Below are 15,556 nucleotides of genomic sequence, written 5' to 3' on the forward strand. Positions count from 1 at the left end.
GCAGCGGCCATCCGGGTTCAGGCGGGCTCGCCGACGATCGTCTTCAGCTCCATGAAGTCGACCAGCCCGTATTTGCCGCCCTCGCGACCATTGCCGGACTGTTTGTAGCCACCGAACGGCGTGCCGCCGCCGCCGGCCCAGGCGTTGATCGTCACCAGCCCGGCGCGCAGCTTCGGCGCGATCTTCGCCGCCTCCGCCGGATCGCCCGAGATCGCCGCCGACAGGCCGTAGACCGTGTCATTGGCCATCTCGATCGCCTGCTCGGCATCGTCATAGCTGCTGATCGTCGCCACCGGGCCGAACGTCTCCTCGCGGTAGATCCGCATGTCCGGCGTGACGTCGGCGAGGAGGGTCGGCTTGACAAAGAAGCCCGCATTGCGCCCGTCGGGCCGGCCGGTGCCGCCGGTGACGAGCGTCGCGCCCTCGTCGATCGCCGACTGGATCAGATCCTGGATCTTCTCGAACTGTGCCTTGTTGACGACCGGGCCGATATGCGCGCCCATCACGCTGGCGGCATCGACCTTGGTCGCCTCCATCATGGTCTTCACCACTGCCGTCGCGTCTGCCACCTGGCTGCTGTGCACCAGCAGGCGGGTGGGGGCGATGCAACTCTGGCCCGAATTGGCCAGCACGCCCGAGACGGTCGGCGGCAGCACGGTGGCGAGATCGGCGCCCTGCAGCACCAGGTTCGGCGCCTTGCCGCCCAGTTCCTGATGCACGCGCTTGACCGTCGCGGCGGCGGCGGTGGCAACCGCGATGCCGGCGCGGGTCGAGCCGGTGAAGCTGACCATGTCGACGTCCTTGTGCGTCGACAGTGCCGCGCCGACCCCGGGCCCGTCGCCATTGACCAGATTGAACACGCCGGCCGGCACGCCGGCCTTGTCCATGATCTCGGCCAGGATGACCGCACAGCCCGGCGCTTCTTCCGACGGCTTGAGGATCATCGTGTCGCCCACCGCGAGCGCCGGCGCGACCTTGGCGCAGATCTGGTTGAGCGGCCAGTTCCACGGCGTGATCATCGCGACGACGCCCAAGGGCTCGTGCACCACGCGGTTCTTGCCGACCTGTTCGGAGAAATCGAATTCCTGCAGCGCCTTCAGCGTGCCGAGGAAATAGCCGAGCCCGGCGGGCACCTGCGCGGCCTGGGCGAAGCCGATCGGCGCGCCCATCTCCTCGCTCGTCGCGGCGGCGAGATCGGGGATGCGCGCCTTATACTCCTCGATCACGCGCTCGAGCAACGCGACGCGCTCGGCGACCGACGTCTGTGAAAAGCTGGCAAACGCCTTTTTCGCCGCGGCAACCGCCTTGTCGACATCGGCCTGCGTGCCGAGCGTGATTTCGCTCACCGGCTGTTCGGTCGAGGGATCGATCACCGCGTGGCGCGTGCCGCCTTCGCTGTCGACCCATGCGCCATCGATATAGTGTTTGAGATAGCTTTTCATCATCGCCTCCTGGTGATTTTTGAAGATGCGGTACGCGGGATGGGGGAGTGATGACGGGCCGTGCGAAGCGTTGCAAGATGAAACGCACACGTTAGGGTCGGCCGCTGGATTGAGGAGACCCGACATGACGCGCACCGCCCAGATCACCCGCACCGGCGGGCCCGAGGTGATCGAGTGGATCGACGTCGATCTGCCCGATCCCGCGCCGGGCGAGGTACGCATGCGCAACACCGCGGTGGGGCTCAATTATATCGACACCTATTACCGCACCGGCCTGTATCCGACCAAGCTGCCCGGCGGGCTCGGCTCGGAAGCGGCCGGCGTGGTCGAGGCGCTGGGCGCGGGAGTGACCGGGCTGGCGATCGGCGACCGGGTCGGCACGTTCGGGCCGGGACTGGGGGCGTACGCCACGGCGCGCAATGTTGCCGCCGACAGCCTGTTGCCGCTGCCCGACGATGTCGACGACCGCACCGCCGCGGCGATCCTGCTCAAGGGCTGTACCGCGGAGTTCCTGATCGAACGCTGCGCCAGGGTGCAGGCCGGGCAGACCGTGCTGGTCCATGCCGCGGCGGGCGGGGTGGGGCATCTGCTGGTCGGCTGGCTGAAGGCGATCGCCGCGACCGTGATCGGCACCGCCGGCAACGAGGAGAAGGCGGCACAGGCGCGCGCCGCTGGGGCGGATCACGTGATCCTGCACAAGAGCGAGGATACCGCCGCGCGGGTGCGCGAGATCACCGGCGGGCAGGGCGTGCCCGTGATCCTCGACGGGATCGGCAAGGCGACGTGGCAGGTATCGCTGGACAGCGCGGCGCGGCGCGGGCTGGTCGTCAGCTACGGCAATGCCGGCGGCGCGGTCGACGGGGTGGCGCTCGGCGTGCTCGCGGCGAAGGGCTCGCTGTTCGTGTCGCGGCCGACGCTGTTCCATTATTACGTGACGGCCGAGGAGCGGTCGGCCGGCGTCGCGCGGCTGTTCGAGATGCTGCGCAGCGGCGCGATCACCGCCGAGATCGGGCAGACCTTCGCGCTCGAGGACGCCGCCGAGGCGCACCGCGCGCTCGAAGCCGGCGAGACGCGCGGCGCGACGGTGCTGACGGTATAACGGCGGCGCGCGGCGGGGCGACGGCGCGGTCGCCATGTCGATTGGCCCTAGGCGAACGAGGGGCCAGCAACTATGTCGCGGGGGTTCGCGTTCAGCCCTTGGCAACGCGATGTCGTCTTAGGGGTGTTCGTGCAACTGTTACTGTTCCTCTCCGCCATGCTGAGCGCGCTGACCGGCGTGATCTCGGGCGTGCGCGTGGCCGAGGCACCGTTCCAGCAGGGCGCGGCGCTGAGCGCTGCGCGGACCGCCGGCGTCGCACGCGCCGCTGCGGTGCGGCCGCTGCGGTCGTGGCTGGCGCTTGCCGGGCAGCCGACGATGGTCGCTGCCGCGATGGCGCCCGTCGCCACGACGGACTGGGCGCTGGCCGTGCCGGTCCCGCTCTATCTGAGCAGATTGCGCCAGTAAGCGCCTGAGCGTCGCGTTTCGCGCGCTCTCCCCGATCGATCTTACTCGTCGCCGCTTCCCGCGCGCGCGCCCATCTGAACGTACAGGAATTCTCCATGCTCGGCGGCTTTGCCAAAACGCTCTTCGGGTCGTCCAACGACCGTTATGTCAAATCGCTTGGCACCATCGTCAACAAGATCGGGTCGTTCGAGCCGACCATCTCGGCCATGTCCGATGAGGAGCTCGCCGACCAGACGGTCAAGTTCCGCGCGCGATTGGCCGAGGGCACCAAGCTCGACGACCTGCTGCCGGAAGCGTTCGCGACGGTGCGCGAAGCGGCCAAGCGCGTGCTCGGCCAGCGCCATTACGACGTGCAGCTGGTCGGCGGCATCGTGCTGCATCGCGGCGAGATCGCCGAGATGCGCACCGGCGAGGGCAAGACGCTCGTCGCGACGCTCGCCACCTATCTCAATGCGCTGCCCGGCGACGGCGTGCACGTCATCACCGTCAACGACTATCTCGCCGCGCGCGACGCCGAGTGGATGGGGCAGGTGTACAATTTCCTCGGTCTCACCACCGGCACGATCGTGCCGAACCTGACCGACCAGCAGCGCCGCGAGGCCTATGCCGCGGACATCACCTACGGCACGAACAACGAATTCGGCTTCGATTACCTGCGCGACAATATGAAGTATGAGCGCAGCTCGATGGTGCAGCGCCCGTTCGCCATGGCGATCGTCGACGAGGTCGATTCGGTGCTGATCGACGAGGCGCGCACGCCTTTGATCATCTCCGGCCCGACCGACGACAAATCGGATCTGTATCGCTCGGTCGATCTGGTCGTGAAGCGGCTCGATTCAGGCGATTACGAGAAGGACGAGAAGCAGAAGACGATCATCCTGACCGAGGACGGCACCGAGAAGGTCGAGCGGATGCTCGAGGATGCCGGGTTGTTGCAGGGCGACAATCTGTACGATTTCGAGAACACGCAGGTCGTGCATCACCTCAACCAGGCGCTGCGCGCGATCGTGATGTTCAAGGCCGACACCGATTACATCGTCAAGGATGGCAAGGTCATCATCATCGACGAGTTCACCGGCCGCATGATGGACGGCCGGCGCTGGTCGGATGGCCTGCACCAGGCGGTCGAGGCCAAGGAAGGCGTCGAGATCGAGCCCGAGAACCAGACGATGGCCTCGATCACGTTCCAGAACTATTTCCGCATGTACCCCAAGCTGGCGGGCATGACCGGCACCGCGGCAACCGAGGCGGCGGAATTCTACGACATCTACAAGATGAATGTCGTGACGATCCCGACCAACGTCGACATCAAGCGTGTCGACGAGGAAGACGAATTCTACAAGGATACCGCGGACAAGTTCGCGGCGATCGCCAAGAAGATCAAATATCACGCCGATCTCGGCCAGCCGGTGCTGGTCGGCACCGTATCGATCGAGAAGTCCGAACTGCTCAGCGAATTCCTCGTCAAGGAAGGCGTCGAGCACAAGGTGCTGAACGCGCGCTTCCATGAGATGGAGGCGCATATCGTCGCCCAGGCCGGGCGCAAATCGGCGGTGACGATCGCCACCAACATGGCGGGCCGCGGCACCGACATTCAGCTCGGCGGCAATCTCGAATTCATGGTCGAGGACGAACTCGCCGACATGCCCGAGGGGCCGGAGCGCGATGCGGCGATCGCCCGCATCAAGGCGCAGATCGCGGTCGAGAAGGCCGAAGTGCTGGCCGCCGGCGGTCTCTTCGTGCTCGGCACCGAGCGGCACGAAAGCCGCCGCATCGACAACCAGCTGCGCGGCCGCGCCGGGCGCCAGGGCGATCCTGGTCTCAGCCGTTTCTATCTCAGCTTGGACGACGATCTGCTGCGCATTTTCGGGCCGGACACGCTGTTCGCGCGGATGATGCGCAACAATATCGGCGATGGCGAGGCGATCGGCAGCAAGTGGCTGAGCAAGGCGATCGAGACCGCGCAGAAGAAGGTCGAGGCGCGCAACTACGATATCCGCAAGCAGGTCGTCGAATATGACGACGTGATGAACGACCAGCGCAAGGTGGTGTACGAGCAGCGCAGCGACATCATGGATGCCGAGACGGTCGGCGACGTGGTCACCGATATGCGTGCCGAGACGGTCAACGCGATCGTCGGCGAGGCCTGCCCGCCCAACTCCTATCCCGAACAGTGGGATATCGCCGGCCTCAAGGAAAAGCTGCTCGCCAATCTCGCGATCGATCCGCCGATCGAGGAATGGGTGACGGAAGACGCGGTCGATCCCGAACTGGTCGTCGAGCGGGTGCGCGAGCTTGCCGATGCGCAGGTCGCCGACAAGGCCGCGCAGCTCGAGCCGGACGTGTGGATCTCGGTCGAGAAGTCGATCCTGCTGCAGAATCTCGATCATCACTGGAAGGAGCATCTCGCCACGCTGGATGCGCTGCGCCAGGTCGTCCATCTGCGCGCCTATGCGCAGAAGACGCCGATCAACGAGTATAAGCAGGAAGCCTTCTCGCTGTTCGAGCGCATGCTCGACAATATCCGCGAGGACGTGACGCGGACCATCGCCTATGCCGAATTCCGCGCGAGCGAGGCGCCCGAACTGCCCGAACTGCCGGACTTCATCACCACGCATTTCGACCCGTTCACCGGCCTGGACGACAGCAACGATATGGATGCCGGCTCGCTCGGCCTGATCCAGACGCGGCTTCCGCCGCTGTCGATCCCGCAGCCCGACGGCAGCAATATCGGCGAGGATCCGGCCAGCTGGGCCGGCGTGGTCAGCCGCAACGCGCCATGCCCGTGCGGCTCGGGCAACAAGTACAAGCATTGCCACGGCGCGGTATGAGCTAGGTTGATACCGTCATCCTTACGCAGGTCATGATCCATCGCGCCTCATCGGCGATCGTCCGTGCAGCGCGATGGATCCTGAAGCGAGTTCAGGATGACGAAAGTGGGTGGGAGAGGCGCGGCTCTAGTAGCGCCTCCGTACGCGGCAAGCGGGCTAAATGTCCGGAGGTGGTGGAAAGCGGTCCGGCCGCTATTGAACGGTCGGGGCAGTTAGCAGACATTCGACAGATGCCCACCAGCCAGCACACGATCGTCAATAAGCAAGATGGACCAATCTATATTTCGACTGAGCCATGGCCGGAATGCTACGAGCTTGAGCCCGGTGATCGGCTGACGCTTTCCTATGGGCTCCCGCAGAGCGGCGACGCGTTGGAAGTTCAGTTCATCAATGAACGCGAACTTGTGCTCTGGCCCACGGAGCTTGATCCGGAACCGGTCGTGCTCATCAATGACGCGTCCGCCGAAGGACGAAGCTGGAAGTTCAAACACCAGTAGCTGGCATTGGCGATGATCCGCGCTCTCGCATCGGCGTCCACGCGGCACGTTGGGATCCTGAACCGCGTTCAGGATGACGGTAGCGTGGGAGACCGCGCCGAGCGCAAAAAGGCCTCCCCGCCATATGGCAGGGAGGCCCTTTCGTAACCGCCGATGCTGGTGCCGTTATTTCGGCACCACCACGCTCGGCCCGATGCTGTCGACCACTGCCCGGGCGTCGAAGGCGCGGATATTGTCGCGGGGCTTGGGGCCCTTGCCGAGCACGATTTCCGCGGTCGCCTCGAACTTGTCGACCGTGCGGATGTCGATGTCGCGATCCCAGAAGGGATCGCCGCCGAAGCCGTTCCACGAGCGCCAGCCAAAGCCGCGGCCGCGATAGCGCCAGCTTGGGCCCCAGCCGCCGAAGCCGCCATAGCCGAAGCCGCCATAGCCGAACCCGCCGACGCCCGGCGTGGAATAGGTCCGCGAGCGCAGATCGGTATCCTTGTCGACCAGGATGAAATTGTCATAGCCGCGCGACAGCGTCAGTTCGGCCGCGCGGAACAGCAGATAGCGCTCGACCGTGTCGCGCGACGTATAGGTATTGCCGGCGAAGCTGACGAGGTAGCGGTTCGGCTCGACCTGGCGATCGCTATAGCCGGTGCGCGCAAAGCCCGAGCCGGTCGCCGGACGGTAGGCAGTCTCGGTTGCGCAGGCGCCGAGCGTCAGGGTCGCCGTGGCGGCGAGCAGCGCACCGCCGAATTTCAATCTGGACATGTCTTCCTCCGACGGCGGCCCCTGCGGTGGAACGGCCGATAAGTTACGAGATGGGGAACGAACGATAGGGCGCAAGTATCCTTACGGACCAATAGCATATCGGCCATGGCGGATTAACCGGGGCTGACGAAACGTGCGTCTGGCGCGGCGAACCGTAATAAAAGCTATCGCGCCGATCCGCCCCGGCAATGCTAGGCGGTGGGCAGTGGGCCAGTGGAAGGAAGCAGCGTGAGCGGCACGGGCATCATGACGCATAGCGATATCCTGCTGCATCCCGATCCCTCCCGCACGGTGATCAGGCCGTTCTCGCCGGAAGACCCGCAGGGCTTCGTCGTGCCGGGCCATCCGCGCGCGGGCCGGATCATCGATCGCGTGCTGGCGATGGACGACAGCGAGCTCGAGATCGACCGCGCCCGCGTGACCGACTCGCTCGACGAGCGCCACCGTGATGTGGAGATGCTGCTGATGCGTCGCTTCGACGAGGTCGCGCGGCAGATCGGGCTCGACGTGGCGGCGATCGACCAGCGGCGCGCGCTGCTCATCGGGGCCTATTTCTGCGAAGAATATTCGTTCGAGGCCGCGGCGCTGTTCAATCCCAGTATCGTCGCGCATCCCGATCAGACCGGCGTGGCGCCGGGCGCGCTGCGCTTCATCCTGTCGTTGCGCGGGATCGGGGAGGGCCATGTCTCCTCGGTCACCTTCCGCACCGGCAGCTGGACGCCGGGCCGGGCGCCCGATGTCGATCCGGCAAGCGCGACGGCGGTGCCGCCGATCATCGAGCAGGATGGCGGCGCGAACGGCGCCACCGCGATCCGGCTGCATTGCGGCGGCAGCCGCGAGGTATCGGAATCGGTGCTGTTCCCGATCACGCCGAGCCAGCGCCAAGGGATCGAGGATCTCAGGCTGGTGCAGTTCAGCGAGGAGGACGGGTCGCAGCATTATTACGGCACCTACACCGCGTTCAGCGGCGCCGCGGCGCGCTCCGAACTGCTGTCCTCGGCCGATTTCCGCAGCTTCGAGATGCGACCGCTGGAGGGCGATGCGGCGGGCGGCAAGGGGATGGCGCTGTTCCCGCGGCGGGTGAACGGCCGCTATGCGATGCTCGGGCGGCACGACAACGAGAATATCTGGCTGCTCGAATCCGACGATCTCTATACCTGGAACGGCGGACGCCGGATCGTGCGCCCGCGATATTCCTGGGAATTCGTCCAGATGGGCAATTGCGGTTCGCCGATCGAGATCGAGGAGGGCTGGCTGGTGCTGACGCACGGCGTGGGCACGGTGCGCAATTACTGCATCGGCGCGTGCCTGCTCGACAAGCAGGACCCGGCCAAGGTGCTGGCGCGCATGATGCTGCCGCTGGTCCATCCCAGCCCCAAGGAGCGCGACGGCTACGTGCCCAACGTGGTGTATAGCTGCGGCGCGCTGGTGCGCGATCGGACGCTGCTGCTGCCCTACGGCGTGGCCGACGATTTCGCGACCTTCGCGACGGTCGGGCTGGACGACCTGCTGGCGGCGATGGCGTGAATCGCCGCGCCCCCGCCGCTCAGGCCGCGACGTAGCGATCGACGAACGCCTGGTGCGTCGGCAGCCGCGCCACCGTACCGGCGATGCCGGCGGCGAGATCGCCGAGTGCGCCGGCGAGCTGCGCCGGCGGCATCATGCGCGGCATCAAATGGTGGCGCTTGGGTACAAGCCCCTGGCCGAGCATCACCTGTAGCCAAGAGCTGACGCGGAACAGTTCGTCGCTGCCCTGATAGGCCTGCGCATTCTCGCCGAACAGCGCGAGCCGCGCGGCCAGCGTGTCGGGGATCGCCATCTCGCGGCACTGCCGCCAGAACGGCTCGTCGCGCGCGTTGAGGTGATAGTGCAGGATGATGAAGTCGCGCACGCCCTCCAGTTCGCGACGCGCCATGTCGTTGAAGCGCGCGGCGACCGCCGGCGTGCTGCCGCCGAACGGGAACAGCTGCACCAGCCGGGTCAGCGCGGTCATCATCAGATGGATGCTGGTCGATTCGAGCGGTTCGACAAAGCCCGAGGCGAGGCTCAGCGCGATGCAATTCCTCTCCCAGGTGCGCTGCCGCCGGCCGGTGGCGAAACGGATCAGCCGCGGCTCCACAAGCGTCGCGCCCTCGATCGAGCCGCGCAGCAGCGCCTCGGCGGCATCGTCCGAAAGATGCTCGGCGGCATAGACGATGCCGTTGCCGACCCGGTGCTGCAGCGGGATGCGCCATTGCCAGCCGGCCTGGTGCGCGATCGCGCGGGTATAGGGCAAAGCGGGGGCGACCGCTTCGGTCTGCACCGCCAGCGCACGGTTGGTCGGCAGCCAGTGGCTCCAGTCCTCGTACCCGATGCCCAGTGTCTCGCCGATCAGCAGCGCGCGAAACCCGGTGCAATCGAGGAACAGATCGCCGGCGATGCGCTCGCCCGATTGGAGCTCGAGCGCGGTCAGGTCGCCGCTCTCGCCGTCGCGCTCGACGCGGGCGATGCGGCCCTCGACACGGCGCAGCCCGGCCGCCTCGCAGCGCTCGCGCAGATAGCGCGCATAGCGCCCGGCATCGAAATGATAGGCGTAGTTGAGCGGCGCTTCGCCGCCGAGCGCGAAGCGTTGCGCTTCGGCCGCCTGCGCTTCGTAGCAATAGGCGCCGATCGGCGCGGCGCTGCCGTCTTCCTGCGCGGACAGCCAGAAATGCTGGAAATCGCCCATCCAGGTCGATTTGCCGACATCGCCGAACGAGTGGAGATAGCGCGCGCCGGGCTTGGTCCAGCCTTCGAACGCGATGCCGAGCTTGAACGTCGCGCCGGTCGCGCGGACGAACTCGCGCTCGTCGAGCCCGAGCAGCGCGTGGAAGGCGCGGATCGTCGGGATTGTCGCCTCGCCGACGCCGACCGTGCCGATCTCCTCGGATTCGACGAGCGTGACATCGAGCAGCGCGCCCAATTGCCGTGTCAGCAGCGCCGCGGCGAGCCAGCCGGCAGTGCCGCCGCCGGCGATGATCACGCGCGTCCGGGGCGGCATATCCATCGCTTGTCCCTTCACCGATTGAGCCGTTGCAGCAAGGTGGCGCGCAGCCGCCGCGCCGCCATGGCATCCAGCGGACCCAGCGCGCCGCGCGCCTCGGGCGGCAGGTGCGCCCCGGCGCGCGCCGCATCGCCGAACACGTAATAGTCGAACAGCGCCTGCCACCCCGCTTTCTCGTGTTCCGGCCGGTCGCGCAGGCTGAGCAGCGCGTGCAGCAACGTGTTCTGCGGCGTGTCCATGAAGCGGGGCGAGGTGTTCCACCAATAGTTGATCATTGCGTTGAACGGATCGAGCGCCTCGACCTGATGCCACCACAAGGCGGGATAGATCAGCGCATCGCCCGGCTCCATTTCCGCCACTTCGGCCATGGCAAGCGCATCGGCGAAGCCGGGATGACGCGCCAGATCGGGGGCGTCGAAATCGACCATCGAGACGACCTGGCCGGCGGGCGTCGGATCGAGCGGGCCGGGATAGAGATTGGCGGCCTGGTCCGGCGGGAACAAGGTGAAGCGCCGCCGCCCGACCAGCGTGACCGCGATATTGTTCGACATGTCGTAATGCGCCGAGGCGATCGTGCGGTTGCCGATCCAGATGCTGACCAGCGGCGGATGATCCAGCAACTCGGCATCGCCGAAGGGCAGGGCGGCCTCGGCGCGAAGCCCAGGCATATATTGGTCGATATCGGTCGAGCCGATATAGAGGGCGGGCGCGGCGGGATCGTCGAGCCCGGCCAGCAACCGATCGAGATAGGCGGAGAGCGATCCGCGCTCCCGCGCGAAATTGAGCGTGGTGCAATCCGCGCTATAGCCGAACCGCCCGCCGATCGCCGGATCGCCGATATAGGCGGTGACCGGCCGGCCGCCGTCGAACTGCTTGAGCCAGTCGATCGCCGCCGGGGCGCCGCGTTGCCCGGCGGCGACCAGCGGCAGATCGCGTGCGATGCCGCGCAGGATCGCCGGGCGACCATCGGCGATCAGCGCCGCGACGGGCAGGCTGGCGGCCTCGGCCCCTTCGATGACACGCGTGCGGCGGGCGATGGCGGGCATCCTGCTCAGCCGCTCGCCCGGGGCAGCGCCTGCTTGCGCGCGATCAGCCCCTGGATGTTGGCAAGCGACACGGCGGCCAGGATGGCGAGGCGCAGCAGGCCCGAGCGGTGCAGCCGCTCGAGCGGTTCGCCGGTCAGCGCGGCGAGCCGCTCGATATCCACCACCAGCACGTCCGGCACGGTGTAGCGCCGTTCCTCGCTGACATCGATGGTCAGCGTGACGGGAGCGAGCAGCCCGGCCGCGTCGAGCGCGGCATAGGCGGCGGGCGCGCTTTCCATCCCGGCATAGAGCAGCCGCAGCACGCCGGTGACATGATCGAGATAGGGCGCATTGCCGCCATGTTCGAGGAACAGCGGCAGGCCGTCGTCATCGCCGACGCGGGGATCGTCGAGATCGACCTGCACCATCGCCTCGCCCGGGCCATCGCCCGCCGCGTCCCTGACCATGCCGATCGAGAAGGGGCCGCGCCGGTGGCTGGCGGGCACATAGCGGCTGGTCCAATGGTCACCGGCCAGAAACAGGTTTTCGTCGCGGTCCAGCCCGAGCAGCACATAGGCGTGCAGCCCGTCGTCGCGACGCCGGAAGATGATCGCGAACTCGCGCTGCGCTTCCTCGAACTCGGCGGGGAATATCGGCGCCTGGTTGGCGGCGTCGCCGAACGCCGCGCCGGCGCGCGGACTGACGCGCAGATCCGCATGGTCGATATTGTTGATCTGTACGGGATTCATCCACTCCGATCCTGTTTTGTCCAAGTCTATCAGTCAGGTGTCGGCGGACAAAAAGAAAAAGGCCGCCGCGCGGTGCGACGGCCTTCCTCCCCCCACGACCAGGCGCGGCGCTGGGCCGCGCCCGGATCCGATCAGAAGCGGAAGCGCGCGCCGGCGTAGAAGCGCGGCTTGAGCTCCTGGACATAGACCAGGTTGGTCTCGGTGCGGGCATATTGACGGAACGGCTCGCTGGTCAGGTTGACCGCTTCGAGCGACAGCGAGATGTTCTGCGTGATGTCGTAGCTGACGCTCGCATCGAGCGTGCCGAACGCCGCCGTGAACAGCGGGTTGCGATTGGCACCCTGGTTGGTCGCCGCCAGATACTTGTCGCGCCAATTGTACGAGATGCGCGCCGAAATGCCGTTCTTTTCGTAAATGCCGGTCAGGTTGGCGCTGTCGCCCAAGCCGGTCAGCGCGAAGATGTTGACGTTCGGATCGGCATAGGGGTTCACGTTCACGTTGCCGTCGACCTTGGTGTACGAGGCCGCGAAGCCGAACCCGGATTGCCCGAAGAAGTGGGTCCAAGCGAATTCGAAGCCGTGCAAATTGGCCTCGCGGTTGTTGACCGGCTCGCTGATCGCGAAATTGACCAGCGGGTCGTTGGAATCGCCGACGAGGTTAACGGCGAGCGCCAGATCGGTGTAGAAGGTGCCGCGGAACTGCCCGGTCGCCGGATCAAATGCGTTCTGGAAGGCGGTCGTCGCCGCTGCCTGGTTGCCGCCATTCTGTTGCAGCAAGGCGGCATAGGCGAACAGGTTTTCGTCGGTCGTGGCGATATTGTTGTTGCGCAGATAGGCCAGCGCGATGCCGGACCGCGAGCCCGGCGCGCCCGCCCCGGGATCGCGCAACCCGAACAGGTTGCCGTTGGTCACCTGGCTGCCGACGAAGTTGCGCACGTCCTTGTTGAAGAAGCCGACCGAGACGAAGCTGGTGGGCTTGTAATACCATTCGACCGACACGTCGAAATTGTCCGAGACGAGCGGCAGCAACGCCGGATTGTGGCGCGATGCCGGTGCCGTTCCCCCCGCGCTCAGCGCGGTCGGGCGGTTCGGCTGGTTGGCCGTCACGGAGGCGAACAGATCGCTATAATCGGCACGCGCCAGCGTGCGGCTGAACGAGGCGCGCGCCACCACATCGTCGACCACTTCCATCTTGAAATCGAGCGACGGCAGCAGATTGTCGTATTTCGACTTGACGTTGACCGTCCCGGTGGACGCCCCGCCCAGCACGGCGAAGTCATTGTCCGACTGCCATTCCAGCGCGGTCGGGATGGTCTGGATGGCGAGCGAATTGACCCTGGTCTGCTCGTAGCGAACACCGATCAGCGCGCTGGCGGGGCGCCCGGCAATGTCGCCCGACCAGTTCATCTGGCCATAGAGCGCCCAGGTCTTCTCGCCCACCGTGTCGTCCGTCGCGCCCTGCAGGATCCGCCCGCGGCCCGGCACATTCGCATAATAAGGCGAGAAGACGTTGAGCAGGTCGACCGCATCGCCGCGGAACGCGACCAGCGCCGACCCGGTCGAGTTCGGGTTATACTTGTCGAACTTGCAGGTCAGGCAGAACGTATCGACGAGATCGCCGGCGAGCTGGTTGACGATGCCCGTGTCGGTGATGCCCCAGTCGCCCAGCAACTGCTGCGTATTGGAACTCGCCGAGCGCGTCCTGGCGTCGACATAGTTGCCGCCGAACACGAAGCGGCTCTCGTTGCCCAGATCCCAGCCCAGTTCCGCGCTGAACTGGTTGACCCGCGATTCCTGCCGCGAAAAGATCTCGCGCGCAATCTGCGTGCCGACGTCGCCGATATCGAGCAGGTTGTTGCAATTGCCGCCGCGGCCGCCGTTGGTCGCGTTGCAGTCGTTCAGCGTTTCGGATTGCTGCGGAAAGCCGTTGCTGAAATCGACCCGGTGCGTGGCGCGAACGGGCGCGCCGATCGAGATCGTCGTCGCCGAGGTGCCGTTCGCATTGTCCGGATCGGTCGTCGACTTCGAATGGTTCGCGTCGAGCTTCAGCGACAGCACGTCGGTGAAGTTCCACTTCACGTTGGCGCCGAACGAATACAATTCGGTCTTGGTGGCGAAACGCTGCTGCTCGTAGCCTTTGTCCGCCTGCTTCGCCTCGGCCAGGATGATCGCCGACTGCATCTCCTTATTGTCGTCGAACGTGATGTCGCTGAACGGGCGCTGGAACCAGTTGGTCTGCTCGCTGCGCTCATCGCTCAGCTTGTTGCGGGCATATAGGCCATCGACCGTGATCTCGAGCCGGTCGGTCGGCTTGAACTGGATGTTGGCCTGGCCATTGAGGCGCTCGCGCCGGTTTTCCGAGAATTGGTAGCGGCTGTCGTTCGGGATCTGCACATACGGTGTGGTCGGACGGTTGGTGATCTTGGTCGCCGCGTTGATGTAAGTCGTCGTATTCAGGAAATCGCTCAGCGGCACGATGTTCCAATAGTTGGGGTTGGACTGGACCGAGGCGGATTCGCGCAGCTGATAGCTGCCGAACACGTTCACGCCGAACGTTTCGGCGTCGTTCTTCCAGTTGATCAGGCCCGAGACTTCCGGCGTGATCCGGCTGAGATCCGATTCGGCCTTCTCGACCGAACTGTCGTACAGCGCCTTGGCGCCGATCGACCCCGACAGGCCGTCCTCGCGCGCATCGAGCGGGCGGCGGGTGACGACGTTGATCGCCGCGCCGATGCCGCCCGACGGGATATTGGCCCGGCCGGTCTTGTACACTTCCAGCGCGGCGACGCCTTCCGACGCCAGGTTCTGGAAGTCGAACGAGCGGCCGGTGCCGACCGCGAATGCGTTGCCGGTGCTGAGGTCGATATTGGTCGAGGCCAGCTGGCGCCCGTTCAGCGTGACCAGATTGTAGTTGCCGCTGAAGCCGCGCACGGCCACCGTCGAGCCTTCGCCGTTGGAGCGGCTGATCGACACGCCGGTGATGCGCTGCAGCGACTCGGCGAGGTTGGTATCCGGGAACTTGCCGATATCTTCGGCCGAGATAGCATCGACGACGCCAGCGGACGTGCGCTTGATGTCGATCGCGCGATTGAGGCTGGCGCGGATGCCGGTGACCACGATGTCCTGTTCATCGGTGTTCTGCGGGTCCTGCTGGGCGACGGCCGGCGAGTCGGCGGGCGCGACCTGCGCTGTGGCGGGCAAGGTGAGGCCGGCGGCCAGCGCCAGACCAGATGTCGTGCGGGCGAGCGCGGTGGCGAAATTGGTGGCTTTCATGATGTCCCCTCCTGAAATTCTCACGGTCGCTGCCGTCGCTTCTCACCCCTTTGCGGGGTTGAGAGCCGTGATTAGTGGTATCGCTACCAAAATGTATGACATTGTCAACGGCGCCCAGTCAAAATGGCGAAATAGAATGGAAATCGGCCCTCTGATGGGTGCTGTTCGCGCCCCGGGGCAGCAGGAGCTTGGCAAGGCCAAGACCGGGCAGATGCCGAGCTTGCAATCCCGCGCCTTCGCAAACCCTCAATTGCCGGACGGACGAAGAAATACTGTCACGGGTTAAGATGCCGACGACAGATGAGGTGAATGAAAATGGCGATGCTGCAGTGCAACTATCTCCCGCTCATCCATTGATCGCTCGACTTTCGTCGTCGCGCGCCAAGGCTGAGTATATTGGTTCCAGACACTGTTCGGGAAACACATGTTGCTGTTACGAAGGGGCGATGAATGCGGGG

11 protein-coding genes are annotated in these 15,556 nt (G+C 65.9%); 5 read left to right on the plus strand and 6 right to left on the minus strand.

Going from position 1 to position 15,556, the window contains the following annotated elements; translation table 11 throughout:
- Positions 1–17: 17 nt before the first annotated feature.
- A complete protein-coding gene (locus NV401_RS01645) occupies positions 18–1,442 on the minus strand; it encodes an aldehyde dehydrogenase family protein (protein WP_261292626.1) in 1,425 nt (474 codons plus the stop codon).
- Positions 1,443–1,566: 124 nt separating this feature from the next.
- Between NV401_RS01645 and NV401_RS01650 the strand changes: the two genes are divergently transcribed.
- From NV401_RS01650 to NV401_RS01665, 4 genes are all read left to right on the plus strand, one after another.
- Positions 1,567–2,541 (plus strand): quinone oxidoreductase family protein, encoded by a 975-nt coding sequence (locus NV401_RS01650; RefSeq protein WP_261292627.1) that lies wholly within the window; start codon positions 1,567–1,569, stop codon positions 2,539–2,541.
- A 129-nt stretch (positions 2,542–2,670) separates the two neighbouring features.
- Entirely contained in the window at positions 2,671–2,946 is a 276-nt protein-coding gene (locus tag NV401_RS01655) for a hypothetical protein (protein ID WP_261292628.1), read from the plus strand.
- Between the two features lie 95 nt (positions 2,947–3,041).
- Positions 3,042–5,777 (plus strand): preprotein translocase subunit SecA, encoded by a 2,736-nt coding sequence (gene secA / locus NV401_RS01660; RefSeq protein ID WP_261292629.1) that lies wholly within the window; start codon positions 3,042–3,044, stop codon positions 5,775–5,777.
- A 32-nt stretch (positions 5,778–5,809) separates the two neighbouring features.
- Complete coding sequence (locus tag NV401_RS01665) at positions 5,810–6,274, plus strand: hypothetical protein (RefSeq protein WP_261292630.1); 465 nt, start codon at positions 5,810–5,812, stop codon at positions 6,272–6,274.
- Between the two features lie 165 nt (positions 6,275–6,439).
- Here NV401_RS01665 and NV401_RS01670 read toward each other — a convergent pair whose 3' ends face one another.
- Positions 6,440–7,030, minus strand: coding sequence for a CC0125/CC1285 family lipoprotein (locus NV401_RS01670; RefSeq protein ID WP_261292631.1), 591 nt, complete (start codon positions 7,028–7,030; stop codon positions 6,440–6,442).
- Between the two features lie 246 nt (positions 7,031–7,276).
- Between NV401_RS01670 and NV401_RS01675 the strand changes: the two genes are divergently transcribed.
- The gene (locus NV401_RS01675; protein WP_261293058.1) at positions 7,277–8,557 is read left to right on the plus strand and encodes a glycoside hydrolase family 130 protein; all 1,281 of its coding nucleotides are present in this window, start codon (positions 7,277–7,279) and stop codon (positions 8,555–8,557) included.
- A 19-nt stretch (positions 8,558–8,576) separates the two neighbouring features.
- Here NV401_RS01675 and NV401_RS01680 read toward each other — a convergent pair whose 3' ends face one another.
- The 4 genes from NV401_RS01680 to NV401_RS01695 all read right to left on the minus strand — a co-directional run bounded on the left by NV401_RS01680 (position 8,577) and on the right by NV401_RS01695 (position 15,098).
- Positions 8,577–10,055 carry a tryptophan halogenase family protein gene (locus NV401_RS01680; RefSeq protein WP_261292632.1) on the minus strand — a complete coding sequence of 493 codons (1,479 nt, stop codon included), beginning with the start codon at positions 10,053–10,055 and terminating at the stop codon, positions 8,577–8,579.
- An 11-nt stretch (positions 10,056–10,066) separates the two neighbouring features.
- On the minus strand, positions 10,067–11,098 hold the full coding sequence (locus NV401_RS01685; RefSeq protein ID WP_261292633.1) for a cupin-like domain-containing protein: 1,032 nt from the start codon (positions 11,096–11,098) through the stop codon (positions 10,067–10,069).
- A gap of 5 nt (positions 11,099–11,103) precedes the next feature.
- Complete coding sequence (locus NV401_RS01690) at positions 11,104–11,826, minus strand: SapC family protein (protein WP_261292634.1); 723 nt, start codon at positions 11,824–11,826, stop codon at positions 11,104–11,106.
- A gap of 131 nt (positions 11,827–11,957) precedes the next feature.
- The gene (locus NV401_RS01695; RefSeq protein WP_261292635.1) at positions 11,958–15,098 is read right to left on the minus strand and encodes a TonB-dependent receptor; all 3,141 of its coding nucleotides are present in this window, start codon (positions 15,096–15,098) and stop codon (positions 11,958–11,960) included.
- Positions 15,099–15,556: the final 458 nt, after the last annotated feature.

The sequence above is a fragment of the Sphingomonas hylomeconis genome, assembly GCF_025370105.1.
Lineage (GTDB): Bacteria > Pseudomonadota > Alphaproteobacteria > Sphingomonadales > Sphingomonadaceae > Sphingomonas > Sphingomonas hylomeconis.

Bases quoted from the DNA above. Each gene is read 5' to 3' on its own strand.
- NV401_RS01675 (WP_261293058.1), top strand. From the start codon at position 7,277: ATGACGCATAGCGATATCCTGCTGCATCCCGATCCCTCCCGCACGGTG.
- NV401_RS01690 (WP_261292634.1), bottom strand. From the start codon at position 11,826: ATGAATCCCGTACAGATCAACAATATCGACCATGCGGATCTGCGCGTC.
- NV401_RS01645 (WP_261292626.1), bottom strand. From the start codon at position 1,442: ATGAAAAGCTATCTCAAACACTATATCGATGGCGCATGGGTCGACAGC.
- NV401_RS01685 (WP_261292633.1), bottom strand. From the start codon at position 11,098: ATGCCCGCCATCGCCCGCCGCACGCGTGTCATCGAAGGGGCCGAGGCC.
- NV401_RS01695 (WP_261292635.1), bottom strand. From the start codon at position 15,098: ATGAAAGCCACCAATTTCGCCACCGCGCTCGCCCGCACGACATCTGGT.
- NV401_RS01650 (WP_261292627.1), top strand. From the start codon at position 1,567: ATGACGCGCACCGCCCAGATCACCCGCACCGGCGGGCCCGAGGTGATC.
- secA (WP_261292629.1), top strand. From the start codon at position 3,042: ATGCTCGGCGGCTTTGCCAAAACGCTCTTCGGGTCGTCCAACGACCGT.
- NV401_RS01665 (WP_261292630.1), top strand. From the start codon at position 5,810: ATGATCCATCGCGCCTCATCGGCGATCGTCCGTGCAGCGCGATGGATC.
- NV401_RS01680 (WP_261292632.1), bottom strand. From the start codon at position 10,055: ATGGATATGCCGCCCCGGACGCGCGTGATCATCGCCGGCGGCGGCACT.
- NV401_RS01670 (WP_261292631.1), bottom strand. From the start codon at position 7,030: ATGTCCAGATTGAAATTCGGCGGTGCGCTGCTCGCCGCCACGGCGACC.